Origin of the sequence: Anaerohalosphaera lusitana, assembly GCF_002007645.1 — a bacterium.
In the GTDB taxonomy this organism is placed as follows: Bacteria; Planctomycetota; Phycisphaerae; order Sedimentisphaerales; family Anaerohalosphaeraceae; genus Anaerohalosphaera; species Anaerohalosphaera lusitana.
Map to the genome: position 1 here is coordinate 2349485 of NZ_CP019791.1, position 23371 is coordinate 2372855.

Genomic DNA, 23371 nt, shown 5'->3' on the forward strand with positions numbered 1-23371 from the left:
ACCATCTGACCCTCTTTAAAGCAGTTATAAACCAGATATCAGTTTTCAAACTCTGTTTGTTGACGTCCAATTTCTTTAAGTCTCAGCTCGTTCAATTCCCCTTGAACCGTACGTAACTTCTTCTTAAGCTTTCGAACAGTTTCTGAATCGCTGGCTTCCTCAACAGATAGATCATCGGCGTTTATGGCCTGGCAGGCAGTTTCTTCATAAATCTGTCGTATTGCATAAGGAACGCTTTTAAAGCTGATTTCGCCGGGCAACGGGGTGTTTATGCCCTCGTGCAGCATCTTTGCACGGACCGTAATCTTGCCCGGTTCAGTTGTTGACTGAATCAAACACGGCGCTGTGCCCCATTCCAATCTGGCCGGGTTTGTGCCGATGTTTTTTGCGTCAATCAGCCTGGCCGGTCCGGTGACTTCAAAGACGATACGGTCATCACAGAGGCGTTTTATGTTTCCGTCTTTATCCACCATCCGGGCAATGACAGTAATCACATCCGAGCCATCCGCCGTTAGCGGCATACCTCCAGAATCAATAATCAAATCCAGATGATGTTTACGTTTGGCAGGCATGCGGGTCGTAGAGGCCACAACTTTACCATCGATCAGACCTTCAGCGACAATCTTGGCCTGATCCCATTTTTTCGCCCTGTGAAGTTGTTTGAGATCCATGAAATTATAAACGTTCTCAAATTTGACAGGTGGATGAGGCATGTCGGCATCTAAATCCGCCGGACGAATTGTATCAAAAACTTCGCCGAAAACCTTCAGGCGTATTTCTTCACAATTTGAATACACCCATACGTCACCGCTTGAAAACGGGGTCATTTCATTCGCAATGTATACCATGGGACCATTTTCAACATACGGAATTTGAGATTTCGGATTGCGCTGGCTCTGGATTACATAATAGGAATATTTCGGTTGCCTGAAAGCATCAGCTATTCCGCCAAAGAATTGATCTGGATGGTAACCGCGGTTGTGGTCAAAAGAATGCCAAAGACAGCCGCCGGTTATCTGGGCAGGATTCCCATAGAAACTATCGATGCATATCCAGGAATAATCCGGCCGGGGATCGGCGTAATGGCGGGCCTGAATAATCTGAGCCGCTTCACCCCAGGACCGGCGTACTCGACTGGTTGAATTGTGGGCCGACCAGTCATCAACGTTATCACCCCATTCTCGGATGAACGCCGACTTGCGGTGGTCCGTTTTGCCTCCATAGATGACGTCAAAATATTCCGATCCGTTTGCCCGACCGTCACAGGCCGTATAGCACCCATCGAATGGGAACTCTTCATGAACAGTTTCGTGCACCCTCTTTGCAAAAGTATTCGGATAATGCGTTTCATTCAGGATAGGCTCCCACATAATAACGCACGGATGATTTCGGTCACGACGGACCATGTTTCGGATGTCCTGGCACACTCTTTTTGCAAAGATTTCCTTTTCATTCCAAAACTGCCAGCCGGGTGTAGCTACAATGACAAACATACCCAGTTGGTCACAGGCCTCCATAAAGGCGGGATCCTGTGGGTAATGAGCCGAACGGACAATTTCCATATTGGCGTTTCGCAGCTTTAGGGCGTCTCGCCAGTGTAGTGAGTTTGGCAAGGCATTACCGATATGAGCAAAGTCCTGGTGCCTGTTCGCTCCGATCAAGGGTTTGCCGTACGGTTTATTATTTAAAAGGAAGCCCTCTTTGCCGCGGAACTCAATCTTGCGAATACCAATTCTGATAGCCTGGCCGTCGAGCAAAGTGGAATCTTTTGAAACTTTGGTGATTAGTTTGTGGAGGTAGGGATCGTCCGGACTCCAGAGGTGAGGCTTTTCAATTGAAACTTTTTGCCTGACCGTCCGACATGAACCGGGAGCAAGTGAAATTTCATTACTTTTTGCGCCGACATCTTCTTGTTGGTCATTCTGTATGGACGAACTTAATTGAATGGTTTGTTTTTGCATAGTTTCATTTTTAATCTCGGTGGCAATAATCACATCCACTGAATCCTCGGAAAGATTTTCATAATGAACAAATACCCCTCCACCCGCTGTAGTATTAGCGAGAGTTGGGTCTGTAATGTGAACGGGATATTTGCTGTATAACCAGACATCTCTGTAGATACCGCCGAAATAAGTGAAATCGAGAACGCCCTGAGGCTTTCCTGGCGGATAATCCGGATCATCGCTGTTGTCCGCCCATACAGCAACAACGTTTTCTTCTCCCCCAAACCGGACTGCGTCCGTAATATCTATCACTACAGGCAGGTAGCCTCCGAAATGTTCTTTAACTAGCTTACCATTGATCCATATCTTGCTTTTTCCCATGATTGCCTCAAAGTGCAGGAAATGCTTTTTACCTTCAATATCTTCAGGTAAAGTAAAATGCTTACGGTACCATGCCGGCCCTTGATAGTTAATTGACCCGCTGGCATCAACCGGCAAATATTCAAGTCCATGGGGGCAGTTCACGATCTCCCACATGCTGTCATCATAGTTTGGTGCCGAGGCGTCTTCCAACTCCCCCTTGTAAAAACGCCAACCAACATTAAAGCTAAAAATATCGCGGGGTCCATTTTCTATCTGAAAGAAGCCGGCAGTGGAAAACTCAGGTGTCTCTCTGGATGAAATAGCCTCCGCATACACATTAAAAGCAAACATATTGATAACAGTTATTGTAAATACTAACAAGTATCTCATGGATGTCCTTCTCTCAATATAAGCTTGTGCCCATGCACTGGGCATTATCACCTTTGAAATTCTTCCTGCCTTTGCTCGAATTGGAATCAAAGTCAACCGACCACATGTCGTTCGAATACGGCAGGCCAAGGTATTCATCAAAATCATGCTGCAGCGTGAGGAACTCGCGATGATGCCCCAGGTGCCACTTCCCCGTCATTACCGTTTTGTAGCTACGTTTCTTGAGCATCTCGGCGATTGTTTGCTCTTGCGGATTAAGACCCTTTTGTCAAGCTAAGTAGTGCCAACACTAACCTGGCAATTTGTCGACCTGTTTTTGATAATAAATTCCGGAAATCGCTTAAACTTATTTTTAAAGCGAAGATATGTTTACTTTGTCTATGTCCCCGAATTGCTAAAACTTTCTTCACAAATTGATCACTCACATGCTAAAAAATAAAAACATGGCCCCAGCGATAAGCCGGAGCCATGTTTCGGTTTAAACGACTTTTAGACAACGATTAGAGATTTCGTGCGTCCAGCAGCCATTCTGAAGCCAGAACGCTCAGGTCGTACATATCGATAGAGCAGTCGTTGTTGATGTCCGCGCCAATGTAGAACTCAGGCACGCATCGCGGTGTGTCGTCCGTGACCACAAGCTCCAGGTTCTTCATATGGATCTTACCTGTGAGATTCGATCCCCAGTAACCACAGAAAATGTAGTTTAACTGGCCTGCCGGTGCATCATTGGGGATCGGTACTACGATCGTGTGCCATTCACCATCCGTCAGCGCAGATGTGTTCATGGTGTGGCTGAAGCCTTCACCATCGGTATTGATGAAGTTGCCCCACATGCCGTTTGCCCCGATAGTACCTTCAACCAGCTTCATATCAATATGAAGCTCATCGTACTGGTCTATAGGCATGTCGCTGCGGTCCTTGTGGAAGTACAGCCACGAAGCATCCGTACCGCCGCTGCTGCTCGGCGTATCGTAGGACCATTCGATAGCCATCCCGTTCGGGTCATCTACCGGATCGCAGTAACCTTCACCATATACGAGGTTCGTTCCGCCGCTATACTCGTAGTAGTGCATCCAGTAGTACTTGGAACTGGCCGGATCGTCAGGATCGAGGTTGGTAACATCATAATTCATCGGATCGATAACCGCAGCTTCGGTCACAACACCCTTGGTGTCCTCGCCCCAGCTTGCACTGATCGGCGCAAAGTCGAAAAGGTCAACCTTAAGACTATCATTGAGGTCCGCCTCTAGATCCTGAGTCGTAAAGCTCCAGACATTACTCCGCCACAGCGGATTGCCGGATACGTCAGACTCTACAACATACCAGTAGTATGTCGTATCAAGATCCAGGTTGAAATCAAAACTTGCCTCAGGTGAAGTCAAGCCGGCAATAACCGTTGGATCAGTCAGCGGGTAGTTCGGATCGAAGTCAGCAGCGTACTGATCCGGTGCTGTCGTGCTGTAATATACGTCAAACAACTCGGAACCTTCGCCGGGCTGCCAGCTCAGCATGGTGTCGAACGGTACGTCGGTCGCGTTATCCTCAGGCGAAGGATATGCCGGCGTTGGATTAACTTCCTTAACTTCATCCTCGGCAAACGGATAGTTGTAAATGCGGAAGTCGTCGATCATACCGTCAAAAGTATCAGTTGAATCGGTAAGACCGCCGCCAATGGCTACTTCTGTTGCGCCATAAACAGGATTGTTTTGGCCGGGGAAACTGCCCCACTGATCACCATTGATGTAAACGTTTATGCCTTGACCTAATTGCTTGGTTATTACATAGTGGTTCCACCTGTTCTTGTAGTCTGCAGAAGAAAGGCCCGTAGTATATATCTGTGTAGAACCGTCGTCGGGGTTCCCGGTAAGCATCTGGAAACGGCCGGTAGTGTGCGGTATACGAAGCGTTACCACATTTGAGTTGCTGCCCCTTGCGTGGAACAGATTCTGCAAATTGGACAAGGGCTGCTCAGGCGAACCATATGTCCAGAAGGACAATGTAAATGCTTCTGCCACATCACCCAGTACCTCTGCCGGGACAGACACATGGCCGTCAGAAGCGTTACGCATCTTCAATGCCTGACCTATCATGCCCCCGTCAGGGCTGTAATCAACCGTACCGATGGCCGTTCCATCGTATCCATTGCCGCTGATATCGGTTGCATCGCCGTCAAAAGGATAATGCGCGATCAGATACCCTGCCTTAAGCATTGCCATTTCGGAATATTCAAAGTTTCTGCCGATAATGCTTACCTTGCAGAAGTATCCGCCGTCGTCCTCTTTCTGAACATCAAAGACCGTAAGCTCACTGGTAGTCGCTCCATCAAAGTCAGTCCCATCAGCAAGTGCAACAGCATCGTTCGAATCTGCATTAGCCAGGTTCGGGTCGTGGTACCACAGGTACTCAAGGCCGTTACCGGAGTAATCAATTGCCTCTACCGAAAAGACAGCATCCGACCCGGCTTTGAGGAATTGGTCCTGCGGCTGGGTAATAATGTCGGGATAGTTTGGGTCTACTTGTTCTACGTCAAGCTTGAATCTGTCCACTTTGCCCCAGCCTGAAGCAAACTTAAAGGTGAATCCAAGCTGTTTACCCGCATGTTCAGACAACGCCGTGGCTTCAAGTGTGAAGTCCTGCGATTCGCTGTAAGATGATATCACTGTCGCTGTAGAACCATCCCAGGCAATAACGTCACCGGTATAACCATAACCAGATCCAGTCCTGATGAGATCTGTCCACAGAGAGATAGAATCCCCATAGTTAAGAACGTAGTCTGAAATATACCTAATGGTAGTACCATTGGCCCCTGTCAGCGTTCCGGTCGTGCCATCGCTCATGTACAAACTGACTAGATCTACTATTTCCCATCCATCAGCGTCTCTGAATTCTTGGAAATTATCAGTATAAGAACCAGCATAATAAAGATCGTCGTCCAAAACGGAGGTTACTACGTCAAGCGTGAAACTATCCACTTTGCCCCAGCCTTCAGCAAACTTAAAAGTGAATCCAAGCTTTTGACCCGCATATTCAGAGGATGCCGTGACTTTATGCGTGAAATCCTGTGATTCGCTGAACGATGATATCACTGTCGCCGTAGAACCGTCCCAGGCAATGATGTCACCAGTATAACCGTAGCCAGATCCAGTCCTGATGAGATCTGCAGTTAAAGAAACACTATCTCCCTCTTTGATGCTGTAATCGGTAATATATCTAATAGTGGTACCGCTGCCCGTTATCACTCCAGTCGAGCCATCGCTCATGTACAAACTGACTTGATTTACTATTTCCCAACCAGCGTCTGTGAATTCTTGAAAATTATCATCATAAGAACCAGCATAATAAAGATCATCGTCTAGAACTGTCACTGAGAACGCTGACCCGGCGAAAGCCAACAAAATACAAGTCAAAAATGTGATTCTAGTAAACATCATAAGCCCTCCAAAAATAAAAAGTAAAAAAACATAGATAACCAGCTACTTTTACTGGTAATCAAAAAAACCTTCAACTGTCATAACCATACATTATACATAAATACGACCTTCCCTTTCAGTCTTCTAAGATTAATATGTATATTTTGCTAGTCGCGGTCGCTCTGATGTGACGTTAGTTCTGTATTCTAGCTGTGCCCTTAAAAAGGCCCAGGAGCGCTCGCAGATTGTAACCATTCTGGTTTGGCAGATTAGATTTGTCGTCACCAAGGTCACCCCAGAAATCATCGGCATTAATGGCCTCCTTATCGTTGTTGAAGACGACATGGCCGTCTCCGTGAAGCACATTGATACCTGCAGGCGCATTCCCCCCCGCGCGGTGCATTATGTGCTCCTGTGAATTGATAAGGTCAGCGGCCAGACTTGTACTTGAGGTCATATTTGAAACCTTATAGCCTATCATGTGTACACTTACGTCCCTGCCGCTGCTTCCACAACGGATAACTTCCTTGGCACGTACTTGAGGAATGTAGTTGTAACTAACTCTAATCGTCGACGCCGTACCGTTGCCGCCAATAGCAGCTGGCCAGGAAAGGCGATAATGATCGTAGGACCAAGCCTTGTTAAAGGCACCTGCTGACGAGCAGTAAAATACTTCCGGGTCCTTCAGATAGCCTGCATCGAAGAGCCACCCCATATTACGTGGTATCATCTTGTCTTGTTCCGAGGTCGCATTCGTGTTGACGGAGTAGGCCCAATATGCCGCCCAGCCCGCATAACCTGCTGTGCCTCGCCAGCGTTCTTCCATCCAGCTTGGAGGCACATTATTCTTATTATCAGTTGCATAAGTGAGCATGCTGATGCCGACCTGTTTTAGATTGGAACCGCATGTCACACGGCGAGCTCGCTCTTTGACCATGCCCAACGCGGGCATCATAATGGCTAAAAGCAATGCAATGATGGAAATTACTACCAGCAATTCTATTAGTGTAAAGCCAGATTTCTTCATGAAGGAAATTCCTTGTCAACACATTTCTGCAGCTACTTACCTGTCAATAGTTATTGCTATTTCCGAGTATTTTATGTTAGCATAAATTCTGAATGCAATAAATATCAAATCGCGTATTTTTCTTTTGATTTTGCGCAAAGACTGAAACGCAAAACCGAACGGAATTCTTTACATGGCAATGTTCTCCGGAACTCTTTTGCATGCAATTCTTTAGCCATTTCATGATACTGTTCTACACGGGCACCGGTTACTAAGGTAAAAAATTACAATTTTTGCAAAAAGGGGAAATGGTGGATACTCTTAGCAAACCTGTTCCTACTCGCAAGTTCATTTCTTTGTCTTGCGACTTAGTATACCCGAAAACAATTCCACCTTAAACACCTGTCCAGTTTTGGGGACACGCTCAAACAATCTCCAGATGTATGAGCTTCGCATTTGACCTCCGGATAACTTGGTCAGTAAGATAAAAAAAACCGACCAGCGATTATTCGCTGGTCGGTAAAAATCTGGTCACTGCATGCAGTTTTTTTCAATGGGCTTGTCTGGATATGAAAGGGCCTTATGCTGTTGCTTTGAGGTGGAAGATTCCCCAGCTCAGGTAACCCTGTTTTCCGCCGTCAACCCAGTGCTGCAGACCCTTTTTCATATTCTTGATGTATTCGTCACTGATGCCTAGTTTTTTGGGCCTGTCACTGTTCTCGATCTTCTTGAGAACGCTGTGATAATGGTGCGGCAGGTGGTCCGTCAGTTCGTCGAACTCCTCGACCTCCAAACCCGCATCTTTGGCCATCTTCTTGTACTTGCTGGGTGAACCGAGCGACTCAAGGTGAATGCGGTCATAGATCGGCTGAAGTACATTCTCAGGGCAGTCATCACTCTGCATCGGATCTGTAAATACCATCTCGCCGCCGGGCTTGAGAACTCGTGCCGCCTCTTTAATGACCGCATCACGCTGGTCGCTGTGCAGTATCGCGTCCTGCGACCAGATCACATCAAAGCTGCCATCTTCAAAGGGCAGCGATTCGAATGCACCGTCGACAACGTCGATCAGATGATCGAGTCCCTGTTCCTTGTTCATCTGTCTGTCACGCTCGTTCTCAACCTCGCTTAGGTTCAGAGCCGTGACATGGCAGCCGTAGGTCTTAGCGAGATAACGGGCGGCCCCGCCGAACCCCGCGCCCAGATCGAGCACACGGCTGTTCTCGTTGAGATTCTCGCATTTGGCGGCCATGCGTTTAACCGTCTTACGGCTGGCTTGCGAGATCGAATCGTCGGGCGTTTCGTAAAACCCGATATGGATATCCTCGCCGCCCCAGAAATTAAAATAAAACTTGTCAGCATCACTGCTGTTATAATAATCACGGGCCGTGGAAACAGTTTTCGAATAAGAACTGCTCATAAAGCCTCCTTTCTAATCTTTGTATTCCTTATGCGCAACATGAATGAAGAAGTCCGGCTGGTCGTCCACTTTATGAGTTTCCTGGAAATCACTATATGTGTCGATCTGCTGAAAACCTACTTCCTGCATTAACTGACGCAGGTAGTTTTTTCGCAAAGGAAACATGTTCAGGTGGTACTGGCTTTTGTCAGGAAACTTGTAGACAAAGCGTGCAAGCCCTTCGTCGACGTGATCCGGTTCAGCAGCTACCTGGTCGCCGCAATAATAAAAAGTATGTTTAGACGAATAGCCGTCCTGGTCCAGGATCGCATCATAGTTCCGCTGGTCAATGATCAGCACGCCGTCATGCTTGAGCGCTGCGTAGTATTCAGCCAGCGTTTTACGCCTGTCACGCTCGTTGAATAGATGCGTGAACGAATTTCCCAGACATATTACGGCGTCATATTCCCCGTGAACATCGCGGTTGAGCCATCTCCAGTCCGCACAAATGGTCCGCAGCACATGTCCGCGCTGCTTGCCGTTCTCGAATGCTTTGGCGAGCATTTCCGGACTGCCGTCCGCACTGGTCACCTCGAATCCAGCTTCTATGAGCTGGACCGAGTGAAAACCTGTGCCGGTGGCGGCATCGAGGACGTATTTAGCACCGTTTTCTTTGAGCTTCTCTACGAAGAAATTGCCCTCGCTTTCGGCTCTTCTGTCCCAACTGATCAGTTGATCCCATTTCTCCACAAGCGTGGAAGCGTACTCCTTCACGTAGTGGTCGGTGTCCCGAACCTTGAGAGGATCTTCACCGAATTGCTGTTTTTCTATAAAAGGCATAATTACCTCGGATTTTAATTAGCGTTTCAGTTCTTTCCTCTGCACGCGAGGTCTAGTAACGATAATGGTCCGACTTGTACGGTCCTTCAACGGGGAAACCAATGTAGTCTGCCTGTTCCTCAGACATGACGGTCATTTTCGCCCCGAGCTTATCAAGGTGCAGACGTGCTACTTCTTCATCAAGTTTCTTGCTCAGACGATAAACATCGATCGGCTTTTCGTTTGTCCAGTGATCGATCGTTGCAAGAACCTGGTTGGTGAAGCTGTTGGACATTACAAAGCTCGGATGACCGGTCGCACAGCCGAGGTTAACCAGCCGGCCTTCAGCGAGCAGATAGATCGAGTGACCGTCTTCAAAGGTGTACTGATCGACGCCGAACTTGATGTTCGTCTTTTTAACACCAGGCCAGTTGTTCAGCTCGTCGACCTGGATCTCGTTATCGAAATGGCCAATATTGCACACGATCGCCTGATCCTTCATCTTGCTCATGTGCTCGGCAGTAATGATGTCCTTGTTGCCTGTGGTGGTTACATAGATGTCCGCATACGGCAGGGCGTCTTCGACGGTCATTACCGAATAGCCTCTCATGTATGCCTGCAGTGCACAGATCGGGTCGATCTCGCTCACTGCAACGCGTGCCTTATGCGAGGCCAGCGTCTCAGCAGAACCCTTACCAACATCGCCGAAACCGCAAACCATTGCCATCTTACCAGCGACCATGACGTCAGTCGCACGCTTGATAGCATCGACCAGCGATTCACGACAGCCGTAAACATTGTCAAACTTGGACTTGGTCACAGAGTCGTTCACATTGATGGCCGGGAACAGCAGCTCACCGCTTTCCTTCATCTGATAGAGACGATGAACGCCAGTTGTCGTTTCTTCCGAAACGCCCTGACAGCGTTTTGCCGCTTTGTGCCAGAAATCCGGTGTTTCTTTGAGCATGCCCTTGAGCAGCTCGTTCTGAAGCTTCATCTCTTTGTTGTCGGTAGGCTCATCCAATGTCGAAGGATCCTCTTCGGCATAGTAGCCGCGGTGCATCAGAAGGCTCGCATCGCCGCCGTCATCAATAATCAGGTCAGGACCTTCACCGTCAGGCCAGGTCAGTGCACGACGTGTATAGTCCCAGTATTCTTCCAGCGATTCGCCTTTGTATGCGAAAACGGGAATACCGCGGGCCGCGATAGCTGCCGCTGCATGGTCCTGCGTCGAGAAAACATTACAGGATGCCCAGCGAACGTCCGCCCCGAGCTCAACCAGCGTCTCGATAAGAACAGCCGTCTGAATCGTCATGTGCAGGCTGCCCATCACACGTGCGCCCTTGAGCGGTTTCTGCTTGCCGTACTTTTCGCGGGTAGCGATAAGGCCGGGCATCTCCTTTTCCGCGATCTCGATCTCCTTGCGGCCGAAATCAGCGAGTTCAATGTCCTTTACTACGTAATCAAAAGTACTTTCTACTTGTTGTGTCATTCTTATTCTCCATGTTAATATTACAACAGTTGCGATTAGTTTTTAAGGCTGTCTAAGCCATATTCAAACTGTATGCGCGCAAAAGCCCGCAGATCGCTTTAAAACGACCTGGGCCATGCGGCACAGTAAAATAGCTAAGTGTGAATATTGTTGAATTGTTCGGCGACTGCGGACCAGCGATCGTCGGGCAGTTCCGCCCCGAGCTGCTGAACCACTTCGGCTCCCAGAATGGAGCCCATCTCGCCGCAAACGTTCATGGGATACCCTCGAAGATATCCGCATAAAAAACCGGCGGCCCAGTAGTCGCCCGCTCCGGTAGTATCCACTACGCTTTCAACCGGATTCGCGACAACTTTTACCTTGCCTTCGGTATTTTGAATGAATGAGCCTTCCGCGCCGAGCTTGACCACTGCAATGTCGCAGTATTTGCCCAGCAGCTTGAGCGATTCCTCGGGATCCTTGGATCCGCTGAACGCCTCCGCCTCGTCTTCGTTCGCAAAGACGATATCGACGTACTTGTCAAGGAGCTCGGTCACCAGGTCCTTGAAGGACTCCACGATCTGAAAAGAACCCAGATCCAGACTGACCGTACAGCCGGCGTCTTTGGCGTGTTTAAGTATCGCTTTGATAAGGTCCTGATTGAACAGCAGATAGCCTTCGAGATGCACGTGTGAATAGCCTTCGAAATCCGAGATGCTTATCTCATCAGGAGCCAGATTTGCAGCAGCGCCGAGGCAAGTACACATAGTGCGTTCATAGTCCGGCGTCACAAGACTCAAACAGCGTGCAGTTGCGTCCTTGGTGCAGAACTTAAAGCCCGAAGTATCGCCTCCGAACTTCTCGAAATGCTGCAGATATTCCTTCGCCTGCGCATCGTCGCCGAGTTTACCGACGAACCCGCAGGGCGTCTCCAGCCGGGCCAGCGCAAATATAGTGTTTGCTGCCGAACCGCCGGCCGCCAGTTTCGGAAATTCATCCAGCCGGCTGAGCAAAGCTTCCATGGCATCGTGATCGACCAATGCCATCCCGCCTTTCTCGCCTGCATGGGTGCTGACAAATTCGTCAGGGACATGAGAAAGTAAATCCATGATCGGCGAGCCGACACCTGTGATTTTCTTCTCTATCCGACTCATACGTTCACCATTTCCTTAACTGCGTTCTTCAAATCCTCTGCTTTGTCAGTCTTCTCCCAGGGGAAGATGTCGCGTCCGAAGTGACCGTACTTGGCAGACTGAGCATAGGACCAACCGTCGGGCTTGAGCAGGTTCAGTTCCTGAACGATAGCAGCAGGGCGGAAATCAAATATCGAGCCTGACTCGAGAACACTCTGCAACTGCGAATCCTCGACCTTGCCCGTACCGTAAGTGTCAACATTGATGCTCAACGGCCTTGCAACACCGATCGCATAAGCTACCTGGATCTCGCACTTTTCAGCAAGACCAGCAGCCACGATGTTCTTTGCAGCGTAACGTGAATAGTAAGCCGCCGAACGGTCAACCTTTGACGGGTCCTTACCCGAGAAAGCACCGCCGCCGTGGCTGCCTACACCGCCGTAAGTATCAACGATGATCTTTCGGCCTGTCAAACCTGCATCAGCGTATGGACCGCCAAGGCAGAACTTACCGGTCGGATTTACAAAGTATTCAGTTTCGTTGCGCAAAAGGCCGGTCGGTTCGAGTACTTCTTTTGCGATCTCAACCAGATCCCTGCGAACCTTGTCCAGCGGCACATCGTCCGTCTGATGCGAGATAACCACGCATGTGATGTAATCAGGCTTGCCGTCTGTGTACTTGACGGAAACCTGCGACTTCGAGTCGGGCCTGAGATAGTCGAGCTTTTTGTTCTTGCGGATCGATTCGAGCTCGAGCAGCAGACGGTGACTCAATGCGATAGGTGTGGGCATCAGCTCGGGATTTTCATTGGCAGCATAACCGAACATCATGCCCTGATCTCCCGCCCCCTGATCCTTGAACAGCCCTTCGCCTTCACTGACACCCTGAGAGATGTCCGGGCTCTGGCCGTGCAGGCGGGAGATATATTCAAACGAATCGTGCCAGAACTTCAGATCCTCGTGGTCGTAGCCGATCTTTTTAACGACTTCGCGAGCGATCTTTTCGGTATCGATATCTTCCCAGCCGCTGCAGGTGATCTCGCCGCTGTTCGCTACGAGATCGTGTGCAACCATCGTCTCACAGGCAACTCTGCTGGCCGGGTCCTTTGCAAGGCAGGCATCCAGTACCGCATCGGATATCTGGTCGCACACCTTATCGGGGTGACCTTCACTGACTGATTCGGAAGTAAAAACATGGTCGACATTAATTTTACTCATACACTTCTCCTGAGTTAAATTATCAAAAAATCTACGAATCACGCGTTGTCAGCGGTTAGAATGCATTTTTGAAACAGCAGATGATCTGATCGACCTGCTCTTATACCATTCTAACATAACTTCCGCACATGGAAATGCTTACGCTTCGTGCCCTTAACACCACTAAGGGCCAGAAGGATATATTGCAAGGATATATTGCAAGTTTTTTCGAGGTTTTACAATAGTGTCCAGCATACAAAAAAACATGGTCCGGCTTAATGCTTGCTATCACTGACCTTAGAGGATGCTTGGTAGGGTTGCAATAAGCTATGCTTTTTTGAAGAAATACCCCTGAAGTGAATACGCAACGCCATTAGATGCGTTTTGTGCGATGTTGAAATTGAACAACTATTCCTGGAAACTGCTTCAAAACTGCTTCCAGGTCTCTGTGAATATAGCTTCTTGAAATCGCAACATGAGTAAAACTGAGGCCGGAGCGTACCCGGCCTCAACAGAACCTTCAAAACAAGAGACCTAAGTCCATCAATACATATTTTCCGCGAGCCACGGGTATTCTGGGAACGAGTCCTGTGTTTTGTCTTTCCACTGAAGGTACTCGGCCCAGAGGTCGTCTTTGACCGTCTGCACGGAAGTCTCATTTATTATATTGGTCATTTCATACGGATCCGTACTGAGGTTGTACATCCTCGTTGCAACCTCGTTGCCGTCGATTTGTTCTACGATCAGTTTGTGGTCGCCTTTAACAACTGCACGCCATCTGTCCTGTACACCTCCGTAGACGGAAGCGTCCGGCATGTGGCCTCCGTTGAGCGCTTGCGTTTTGTCGATGCCGGTACAAGTAGTAGGGTCATCCAGACCTGCAAGTGACATCACAGTCGGCATAAGGTCGGCAGTACTTATCAGGGTGTCAGTTATTTGTCCTGAATCGATCTTTCCGGGCAGCCGCATCAGTAACGGAATATGCCACGATTCCTCTTCCGGCTTGCCTTTATACGAAAGACCATGTGAATATATCATATCGCCATGGTCGGCGGTGAATACGACGAGTGTATCGTCTTCCAGATCAAGGTCCTTGAGCGACTTCATAAGACGGCCGAACTCATGATCGAGAGCCGTTATCGAGCCGAAATAGCCCTCCTGTCTGGTGTTTCCGACCTTGTCATCAGGAACGTTCGGCCTGTATGTCATCTCACTGGCATTGTAAATATCATATTCAGCAGGAGGTGTGTAAGGTCCGTGAGGCGGTCCCCACGATACAAAACAGAAGAAAGGATTTTTTTGGTTGTTCCTCATGAAGTCGATCGCAAGATCGGCCTGTAAAGTTGGTTCATAATCACCCGACTCGTAAAGTCCAATGTCACGCATCATATCGCCGTCATTAGTGAATGTGGGCGAGTTGAAGTAGAAATGCCCTCGGTTAAATCCTTCAAATGTAGTGAACCCGCGTCGCCGCCATCCCTGCGGAACGAAACCGGGCTTTGCATTTCCGTCCATGTGCCATTTGCCGATGTAGTGAGATTTATAACCTGCTTCTGTAAAGTGTTGTGCTATGCAGCGTTCTTCCGGAGGAAGCATGAGATCATTCTGATTCATACCCGTCTGCCACGGCCATCTGCCTGTTATAACCGCCGATCTGTTTGGCGTGCAGACCGGATGTGTAGCGTAGCATCTGGACCAGTGGGCCCCTTGCTTTGCAAGTTTGTCGAGATTTGGCGTAATGACATCCGGATCATGGTTTGGCCCATGTCCCAGCGAGCAGAAACGCCACTGGTCAACGAATACGAATAACACATTGTACCGGCGCTTCCCCAGCCTGAGATTGAAAGTCTTGTTGCCAAGCTGGGCACCTGCGCCTGAGGCAGCGGACGATATCGAACCTGCGATTCCAGTTACAGCACACTGTTTGAGAAAATCTCTTCTATTCATTTCTATCTCCTGAGAGTATGTCAGTCATCAAAGGATTATTCTTTCTTGCTATTCTTCCAGCCAGGTCGAAGCGAACATCGCTAAATCTGTCAGATTCACTATATTGTCCGCATTAAGATCCGCTCCGCCGCAGATTCCGCAATCGCCGGTGTTATAGTATTTCTTGAGCTCGGCGAACTGCCAGAGACCTTCGCCCGTGATCAGTTTTGCGATCTCGACGTTGTCTGCGAAACTGCGCCCATATCCTCCGCCTTGCTGGACACACAGCCAGAGCGGCTGTACGATATCCAGATCCTGACGTGCGGACAGGGTTACATACAACTGTTCACTCTGATTGCCTGAAAGCGGGGGCATCAGCAGGCCGCTCGTATCAAGCTGGACGGCTCCGATGTCACTGAGGAATATGCCGTCCGCTGCCGCTTCGGGCTCTCCTCCTGCCCAAAGGCTGACTACGAGCCCCTTGAAATTTGCCGAGGTCTTTTTGCCTGCCATTAGTCCGATCCTGTAATCCGATGCGGACTTGATATCGCCTGTTCTTTGATAGGCCCACTTGGAATTGCCCATTTCGAGCCAGTTTGAGCCCTCGGTGCCCTGTGGATATTCGTCCGTGTCATAGCCTGACCATACAGTGTTAACATATGATCCGCTGTCATACCAGTCCATGACTTCTTTGACAGATGCATCGGGTTCGACTATCTGATTCTCGAAATCGCCGTTAGTAACATTCACACTGTAATCGTCAAAACCTTTCTGAAGCGTTTTAAATGTCCAGACATTTCCTGGGACAACAGTATCATCCGCGACCTCGTCAACACGCCAGAAATAGGTTTTGCCTCTGCGGACCGTAACGGCATGTGAGTTTTCCTGCTTTCTTCCCATATACTGGGATGAGGATGTCGTTGCGGCAGCTACAGCGTCATGGTCCGTGCCGAAATATATGTCGAATTCATACCCGGAAGGCTTGCCGGGAACCCATGTAAGGGTCGTATCACTGAAGGCGCAGGTTCCGTGGTTGGCTGGTTCAGGTGCGCCGGCGGGTATCTCATAATCTGCGGCATAAAGTTCAGCTACTTCGGCAGCACTGAGTACTTTGTTGTAGATCCGGACCTCATCCATTACGCAAGGCAGGGATGCGTTATCATTTGAGCAGTTGAACAGGGTGAGCGGATAATAGTTTTCGATCATCCCATCAGGGATCGTGGTTCCTGCTAGCGTATTCGTGACTTCGGTATTATTGACCCATGCGCGGAGCTTATGATTGTCTCTGTCCATGGTCATTACGAGGTGATACCACTGCCCGGTCTGCACGTTTGCGCTGGTCCGCAGGTCAGCAAGGTGTCCCTTGTATTGCGAATCGGTCTGCAGCTTGCACGCGAAGTAGAACTTGCCGTTGTCGACGCTGATGGCCCATCCGCCGCGGATGTTGTCAACTCGGCCTCTGATGACCGCGGCGCCCTTGGTGAGGATCGGGTAGTCATTATCGGGCAGTGTGTTGAATTTAACCCACAGGGATGCACTGAGGCTGTCTGTGAGCGGGTCCCCGGTGTCGCAGCGGATCCGTGCAGTTTTCGACGAATCAGTCAAGTTCTCAAGTGCGTTGCCGATGATGCCGGTGGTTGAGCCCGTTTCGAAGGGCGTCGTGCCTGAATCGAGAGATCCGTGTGTTTGATACGGACCGAGATCATGTGCTATTGAGCCGGTGGTTTCGTCGAGAGTCAGGTGAGTGGCCAGACCTGTGTTTCGCACGTATACCTTTACGAGGCCTGTACGGTTGGTCAGGCCGGTGCTGTCGCTGACGTGGTATCGAAACCTGTCAACGCCGAGATAGCCCTCTGGCGGGGTGTATCTGACAGTTCTGTCGGAAAGGATGGTAATAGTGCCGTTCCGGTCGGAGACAGAATCAACGTACGAAAGGCTGATCGTGTCACCGTTGCCGTCGTAATCATTTTCAAGCAGATTTATCTCGACGGACTCATCCTGCATCGTGTTCGCTGCATCCCACATCGCGTAGGGAGCAAGCGGGCCGCCGTATATGATCGATGGAGCAGACGTGCCGGATGCGAGGTGGAGTTCTTCGATGGGCTTCTGGACGGTTCCTACGCCCAGCGCCGAATTTGAACCGCTCATCGTGTCGTTGACATCCGAATAGTGTCCGACACCGAGTCCGTGCGCAACTTCATGGCCAAGTGATCGCGAATAGGGTGACAATGAACCCACGGTCGCTGAGTGCCCATTGGGAAAGTCAGCGGTCGCAGAAAAGATACGGCCTGCCGAACCGCCGCCGCCCGGGGCCTTGAATCTCACTTTGGTATTGAAATTATATGGAGTAATTCCGTCATTGCCCGCCCAGAAAGATTTCCATCTGTCCGGGTCGCCGCCTACTCGCACTACGACTTCGCTGATCTCCCAGGCAAGTCCCATATCACGAGCATAAAAATGGTCTGAGTCGTTGATCCGCTGCTCGCAGAAGCCGACAGCCGCAGAAATACTGCCCATGGCGACATACACGTCATTGCAGATATCTACGCCGACACGCATTTTGCGCATGTTATATTTGGGAATGATGTAGCCTGTGGGTGTTGGAGAAGTGCGGTCAGCAGTGTGTGGGATTTCGATGTTCCCCGTAGGGGGAAAGGGTGTACCATCCGGGCCGGCAAGATCTATGTCGATGTTTGTCAGTCGCAGGGTATGGTGTCTGCCTTCATTGAAATTGATGTCCAGGCAGTTGTTCTCGTCGACCCAGCCGTTTACCTGCAAATCCGGGTCCGCATCAACATATCCGCGATATGTTCGTACCTCTGGCTGGGATACCTGGGTATAGTTAGAGCCGTCATAGGCCCATACCCTGTACCCGGGGGCACGCAGGGAACGCTTGGTCAGTATCGCATTGTCATTCTGGCCGTCACCGTTGACATCGCCGACGTTGACAGTCAGCTCGTCTGGCAAGACCCCAAAAGCAGTACCGGCAGTGTATGTGGTAATCGCCGATAACCCAAACCATGCACATAAAGCAAGAATCAACACTTTGCATTTAAACATATAGCACCCTTAAAAAACATATCATTTGGTTTGTCAGCGCGCACTGCTGACTATTTTTGCCAGATCGGCCAAGTCAACTACTCCGTTCAGGTTGAAATCGCATTCGGTAAACAAAGGTGAGATCGGCTGAACGACTGAGCCGGTTCCGTCTGTAGCAAGATATGCAATTTCACTCTGTCCCAGAGCGTAGCTGTAAACTTTAAGCTCATCAATCAGAGTTGTGCCATCAAATGTGTCGGCGGACAAGACGGTTTGGCCGGCACTGGCGGGATCAAGATCGAATGTGGTGTCCTGGGCTTTTGCGATGAGGATCCCGTCGCGGTATATTGCTGCGGTGCCTGCGTCATTGTCAATTACGAATGCGTAATGTGTCCAAACCTGGCTGTCGGATTCCGTTTGAGTCGAAACCCATTGCCACTGCTCGGTCAAATGCGGATCCGGTCCCCAAGCGACGTCCGCCTGGCCTTCTTCAACAGCGATGTCACCTTTGACCCACATGGAGACGCTGATTTGTGACGTGACGGAAGCGAACAGGTCCGCTGGAAGCATGACCTGCAGGTCCTTAGAAACAGCCAGACTGCCGGAGCCCTTATAGCTGTCGGTCGACCAGTATGAGCTTGCCTGTCCCGGTTCTATGACACCGTCATTGCTGTTTGTCGAACTGTCAGCCGCAGAGGTGCCTGTCAGCTCATCGAACTGGTAGTAGCCGGCCAGTTGGGAGCCATTCGGCATGTCGGGGTTTATTGCGTAATCGTGGACAAGCCAGTCCTTTGCGAGCTCCGCGATGTCGAGCAGGTTCGTGGTGCAGTCGTCATTCAAATCGTAAGCAGGGCGGATATCCTCGCCGCAGATGCGAGCTGCGAATGAAATGTCGTCGATCAAGATGGAGCCTGCCAGGCCTTCATCCGGTTCTGCTGTGAGGCCCACCTTTGCAAGCGTAATGTTTTGCATATCGATGCCGGCATTCGTGAACTGCTCTATTGGGATGTTGATCTCATGCCAACCGCCGGTCCGGACAGGGTCGCTTGCTGTGTAGGAAGCTGTGAAGTCGTTCACGCCGTCCGACAGCGTTATGAATATCTGTGCGGGGGGATTCTGATCCGAGCCTTTGATTGACATAGTGAGCATGTGCATGTATTCCGGCCATGCGTCGAGGGGATCGTCAAGGGTTCTTTCGACCTCAACGACCACCGGCTGGTCGCTGCTTTGCCAGTTGAGCTGCATTGCGGCCCAGTCCGTGTTAAGTTCGTGTGTGCCCTGGGAACCTGCCGTCTGCTGCCAGGCAGAAAGGAATTCGGCGTTGTCTGCATAGCTCTGGAAGTCATCGAGCTCTATCGAGTCAGGGATGATCAGTTCTTCCGTAGTGAAAGGGCAGATGTACCCCTGAATGAGTTCGTTCTGGTCATTCACCGCGTCGACCCGCCAGTAGTAGGTTGTGAGATAGTCCAGCTCGCCCGGATCGTACGGTGAAACGGCGTCGTCCACGGTGACGGTGGTTGCGGGGTCAGTAAGATTCGGGTCCGTGCCGAAGGTGAGGATGTACTTCTGCACCGTGCCTGTCATGGGCGGGGCCCATTCCAGATCAGCGTCGACATTTACCCCCTCAAGATTATATGTGGGAAACAGCATGACAGGTTCTACGGGATAACCGATGACAACGTTGTCAATGAGTGCTCTGCCGTTGCCCGAAACCTTATTGAACTGCAGCCAGAGCGGAGCGCCTTCAACATATCCTGTGCCTGTCGAAAGTGTTACAGATTGCTGTGACGAAGCTTTTACCGCTGTTGTGGCGAACGGATTGATCACGCCTGAGTTTGCGATCTCCGTGGCTCCTACAACGGTCTGCAGGGGATTGCCGTCAGAGTAATACTGAGCATCGGTATCAATTGCCAATGCGGGATCACCGCCTACGAGCAGGCTTACATGAATGCCGGTGAAATCCTTGCCGTCCTTTTGCCCCAGCAGGAAGTTGACCGGTATTTCCAGGTTCTCCTCATATCTTCCGATCTGCTGGTAAATCCATCTTTCATTGCCGAGTTCCGCCCAGTTGTCGCCGTAAGGCGTGTCCGGGGCAGTAGTATCAGCCTCATCTGAGATCATAGTGTAACTGCCGGAATCGTACCAGTCCAGCACGTCAGCACTTGTTGCTGCAGGCGTAAGAACAGGATTTTCAAAGCTCGAATTTACCAGCGGAGGATCAAACAGTCCGGTGGGCACATCCGCGGCGGTTGTGAATGACCAGACATCTCCCTCGATTGCTTGCCCCTGGCCGTCTACGGTGTCTACTCGCCAGTAATAAGTTGTACTATAAGGCATAGTTCCCATGTCGTACGGCGAGACTGCAGGGTCTATCACGGTATTGCCGGGTTGAGTAAAGTCGGGATCATTGCGGTAGGTGAGGATATATTTCTGTATAGAGCCGCTTTCGGGCGGTTGCCAACGAAGATCGGCATCTCTCGCCACAAATTCGGCCCCATTTTCAGGACTCGTCAGTATGGCTTTGGGTTGATAGTTTACCTGTATATTGTCTACCAGAACCTTCTTCCTGCCTGCAGACTGCACAAGCAGCCAGAGAGGTTCCCCAGCAGTTCCGTTAGAACCGGTACTCATAGAGAAACTGATATCAAAGCTTCCCATGTCATCCCCGTTGGGATAGTCATATTGCTGGGACTGGTCGATCATGACCGCTCCCAGATTGACCAGCGTATCCGGCGGTACGTTGTTGTCGCTCGCATTGGCTGCAAGCGATGGATCGCCGCCGGCCCACAGGCTTATGACCAGACCGCCGTAATCCTGGCCGGCGCGTTTGCCGCTGATGAGTGAAATATCAAGAGAGATGTCCGAGTCCCACGTGCCGATCTGCTGATACATCCAGCTCTGATTGCCGAATTGCACCCAGTATTCGCCGTAGGGCGTGTCCGGCAGCTCAGGATCGGTGTCCGATTCAAGAGTGAAATAGCTTGTCCGATGGAACCACCCGTCTGCGGTCGCATCTTCAAAGCTGGTGTTGACAAGCGGCGGGCTGTAAAGGCCGGCTTGTGTTGAAGAAATAACAAGAATGGCTGCAGCCAGCATAACACACATAAACGCATTTCTACGCATGACAAGCTCCCAAGCAATATATAGTGTATAACCGCTCATGCGGATTGGCCGTATCACCCAGTCCGACCAGGTTTTTAGTGAGAAAATTCCCGGAAAGACTATTGCGCCTTTCCGGGAATCGATTCACAATTTAAAAAACGTCTTAGTTAATACAATCAGGAACGATCCTGCAATTGAGCCACTGATCAACAAAAATAGCGACATCCGCGAGATCTATTTCGCAGTCATCATTGAAGTCGTATTCAAGTCCTTCATCGTCAATACACAGCGAACCGCCCATTACGTCAGTGTATTCAACGGCGATATCAACTGGATCGAGCCGATAGCTGTAAACCTTCAGGTCGTCAACCGCGGTATCCTCGAGTGCTCGGTCGATACCAAGCTCTTCAGTGATGTAACGTCCGCCGACACGCAGAATAGCTTGTGACTCAAGATTGGCGGGCGTTGCGGCACCGTCAGTTGTAGCTGCCAGCAAACCGTCTACATATACAGCAGTCTGCTGAGCATCAGGGTCATAAACACCTGTGAACAGGTGCCACTGACCGTCACGCAGGTCCACTTCCAGATCGCTGGTACTTGTTGCAAGACCAGTGGTTCTCCAGCGTGCGTTGCCGTAGTAGCGGTTCAGGAACCAGTTGTAGCCCAGCTCTTCGTCCCGGCATGTCACTATGGTGCCCATGTAAGAGGTTTCGGGGCTATTGAACTTGACCCACGCGCTTACTGTTACACCAAGGTCGTAGAAGTTGAGCTTACCAGCACTGGCGGGCATCTCAACTACGCCCGGATCATAGCCCGGATCTTCACTGCTGTTGAACAGGAGGGCGCTGCTTCCGACAACACCAGTCGTATAGCTGATGTCCGGAACATTGGGATCCGCGGTGTTTGGATCGACGATCACGCCGTCGCCAAGATTGCCCTGCGAATCAGCGAGGTTGTTCTCGAAATCGTACTCAGCTACAAGACGCTTTGTCATCAGCAGTGCGGGCTCGGACTCGAGCGAGTCGCCCTGACCGTTGTCAACCAGACAGGTGTAAGTGCCTTCGTCGGCCAGTGCTGCACCGCTTACAGTCAGTGTGTCAGTGTTTACGCCCGAAGCGTTAGCCGCAGTAATAGCTGCGCCGTCTTTGAGCCACTGATAATTTGTGATGTTCAATCCGCCAACTGTAAAAGTAGCGTCTTCCGTACCGTCGTCTGCAACGAGCTGTCCCTGCGGCTGCTGGTCGAATACGGGTATCTCGGGAACTGTTTCGAAGTCCCATACATAACCCTGAATGGTTTCACCAAGATTGTTCACGACGTCTACACGCCAGTAGTACGGCGTATCATAAGGCATTGTGCCCATATCATATGGCGGTGTTACGGGGTCAACTACCGTATTGCCGGGCTCGGTGAAGTTTGGATCATTGCGGTAGGTCAGTACATACTTCTGCACTGTGCCGACAGGGGGTGCGGACCAGTCCAGATCTGCGTCGATGGGTGCACGCTGCTCACCGCTGGCAGGGTAGGGCTGGATGGCTGCTTCAGGCAGTTTGACCGATACATTGTCTACCAGTGTTTTCTGCGAGCTTGCTGACTGAACAAGCAGCCACAGAGGGTCACCCACTGTTCCTTCGGTGCCGGTGTTGAGTGTGACAGCCACATCAAAGGTGCCCATATCATCGCCGTTGGGATAATCGAACTGCTGTGATTCTGCGACAAGAGTAGCTCCGACGACATTGACCAGGTTGTCCGGCGGTACATCATTGTCGCCCGCATCAGCCGCGACTGATGGGTCGCCGCCTGCGAACAGACTTATCTTCAGCCCGCCGTAGTTCATGCCGGCTTCTTTACCGCTGATCATTGAAATGTCCAGATACATGTCTGGTTCCCAGGTACCGATCTGCTGGAATATCCAGCTTGAATTACCGAACTTTACCCAGTATTCGCCATAGGGTGTGTCAGGTATGGTCTCCTGGGTGTCGGAATCAATAGAAAAATACCTGGTGCGATTGAACCAACTGCCATCCCACGTATCGTTCTCAAAGCTCGGATCCGAGATGGCCGGGTCATCGAGCGTCGCCCAACACGGTGCGGCCATAAATACTGCCGCTGTCAGGATACAAAAACATAATCTTTTCATGTGTTTCTCCTTAAAAAACGTTTTTTTACGCTAT

General features: G+C 50.3%; 12 protein-coding genes and 1 pseudogene. All 13 read right to left on the minus strand.

All coding sequences use genetic code 11. The features are described from left to right. Positions 1–38: 38 nt before the first annotated feature. The 13 genes and pseudogenes from STSP2_RS09550 to STSP2_RS09610 all read right to left on the minus strand — a co-directional run bounded on the left by STSP2_RS09550 (position 39) and on the right by STSP2_RS09610 (position 23337). Positions 39–2696, minus strand: coding sequence for a glycoside hydrolase family 2 protein (locus STSP2_RS09550; RefSeq protein WP_146662129.1), 2658 nt, complete (start codon positions 2694–2696; stop codon positions 39–41). A 79-nt stretch (positions 2697–2775) separates the two neighbouring features. Continuing rightward, positions 2776–2958: pseudogene (locus STSP2_RS09555) on the minus strand (sulfatase-like hydrolase/transferase); the annotation flags it as partial. A gap of 238 nt (positions 2959–3196) precedes the next feature. Continuing rightward, positions 3197–6127: a LamG-like jellyroll fold domain-containing protein gene (locus STSP2_RS09560; RefSeq protein WP_146662133.1), complete on the minus strand. Its 2931-nt coding sequence runs from the start codon at positions 6125–6127 to the stop codon at positions 3197–3199. Between the two features lie 172 nt (positions 6128–6299). Next, positions 6300–7133, minus strand: coding sequence for a type II secretion system protein (locus STSP2_RS09565; protein ID WP_146662135.1), 834 nt, complete (start codon positions 7131–7133; stop codon positions 6300–6302). A 559-nt stretch (positions 7134–7692) separates the two neighbouring features. Then, entirely contained in the window at positions 7693–8532 is an 840-nt protein-coding gene (locus STSP2_RS09570) for an SAM-dependent methyltransferase (protein WP_146662137.1), read from the minus strand. Positions 8533–8544: 12 nt separating this feature from the next. After that, positions 8545–9351 (minus strand): glycine/sarcosine N-methyltransferase, encoded by an 807-nt coding sequence (locus tag STSP2_RS09575; RefSeq protein WP_146662139.1) that lies wholly within the window; start codon positions 9349–9351, stop codon positions 8545–8547. Positions 9352–9403: 52 nt separating this feature from the next. Continuing rightward, positions 9404–10822, minus strand: a complete 1419-nt coding sequence (ahcY, locus tag STSP2_RS09580; protein WP_146662141.1) for an adenosylhomocysteinase — start codon at positions 10820–10822, stop codon at positions 9404–9406. Positions 10823–10956: 134 nt separating this feature from the next. Continuing rightward, entirely contained in the window at positions 10957–11955 is a 999-nt protein-coding gene (locus STSP2_RS09585; RefSeq protein ID WP_146662143.1) for an adenosine kinase, read from the minus strand. After that, a complete protein-coding gene (gene metK, locus STSP2_RS09590) occupies positions 11952–13151 on the minus strand; it encodes a methionine adenosyltransferase (protein WP_146662145.1) in 1200 nt (399 codons plus the stop codon). Before metK ends, STSP2_RS09585 begins: the two co-directional genes overlap by 4 nt. 522 nt (positions 13152–13673) lie before the next feature. Continuing rightward, positions 13674–15077: a sulfatase family protein gene (locus tag STSP2_RS09595; RefSeq protein ID WP_146662147.1), complete on the minus strand. Its 1404-nt coding sequence runs from the start codon at positions 15075–15077 to the stop codon at positions 13674–13676. A gap of 48 nt (positions 15078–15125) precedes the next feature. Continuing rightward, positions 15126–18116, minus strand: coding sequence for a LamG-like jellyroll fold domain-containing protein (locus STSP2_RS09600; RefSeq protein ID WP_146662149.1), 2991 nt, complete (start codon positions 18114–18116; stop codon positions 15126–15128). A 33-nt stretch (positions 18117–18149) separates the two neighbouring features. After that, entirely contained in the window at positions 18150–21218 is a 3069-nt protein-coding gene (locus STSP2_RS09605) for a LamG domain-containing protein (RefSeq protein ID WP_169853116.1), read from the minus strand. A gap of 142 nt (positions 21219–21360) precedes the next feature. Next, on the minus strand, positions 21361–23337 hold the full coding sequence (locus STSP2_RS09610) for a LamG-like jellyroll fold domain-containing protein (protein ID WP_146662153.1): 1977 nt from the start codon (positions 23335–23337) through the stop codon (positions 21361–21363). Positions 23338–23371 lie beyond the last annotated feature (34 nt).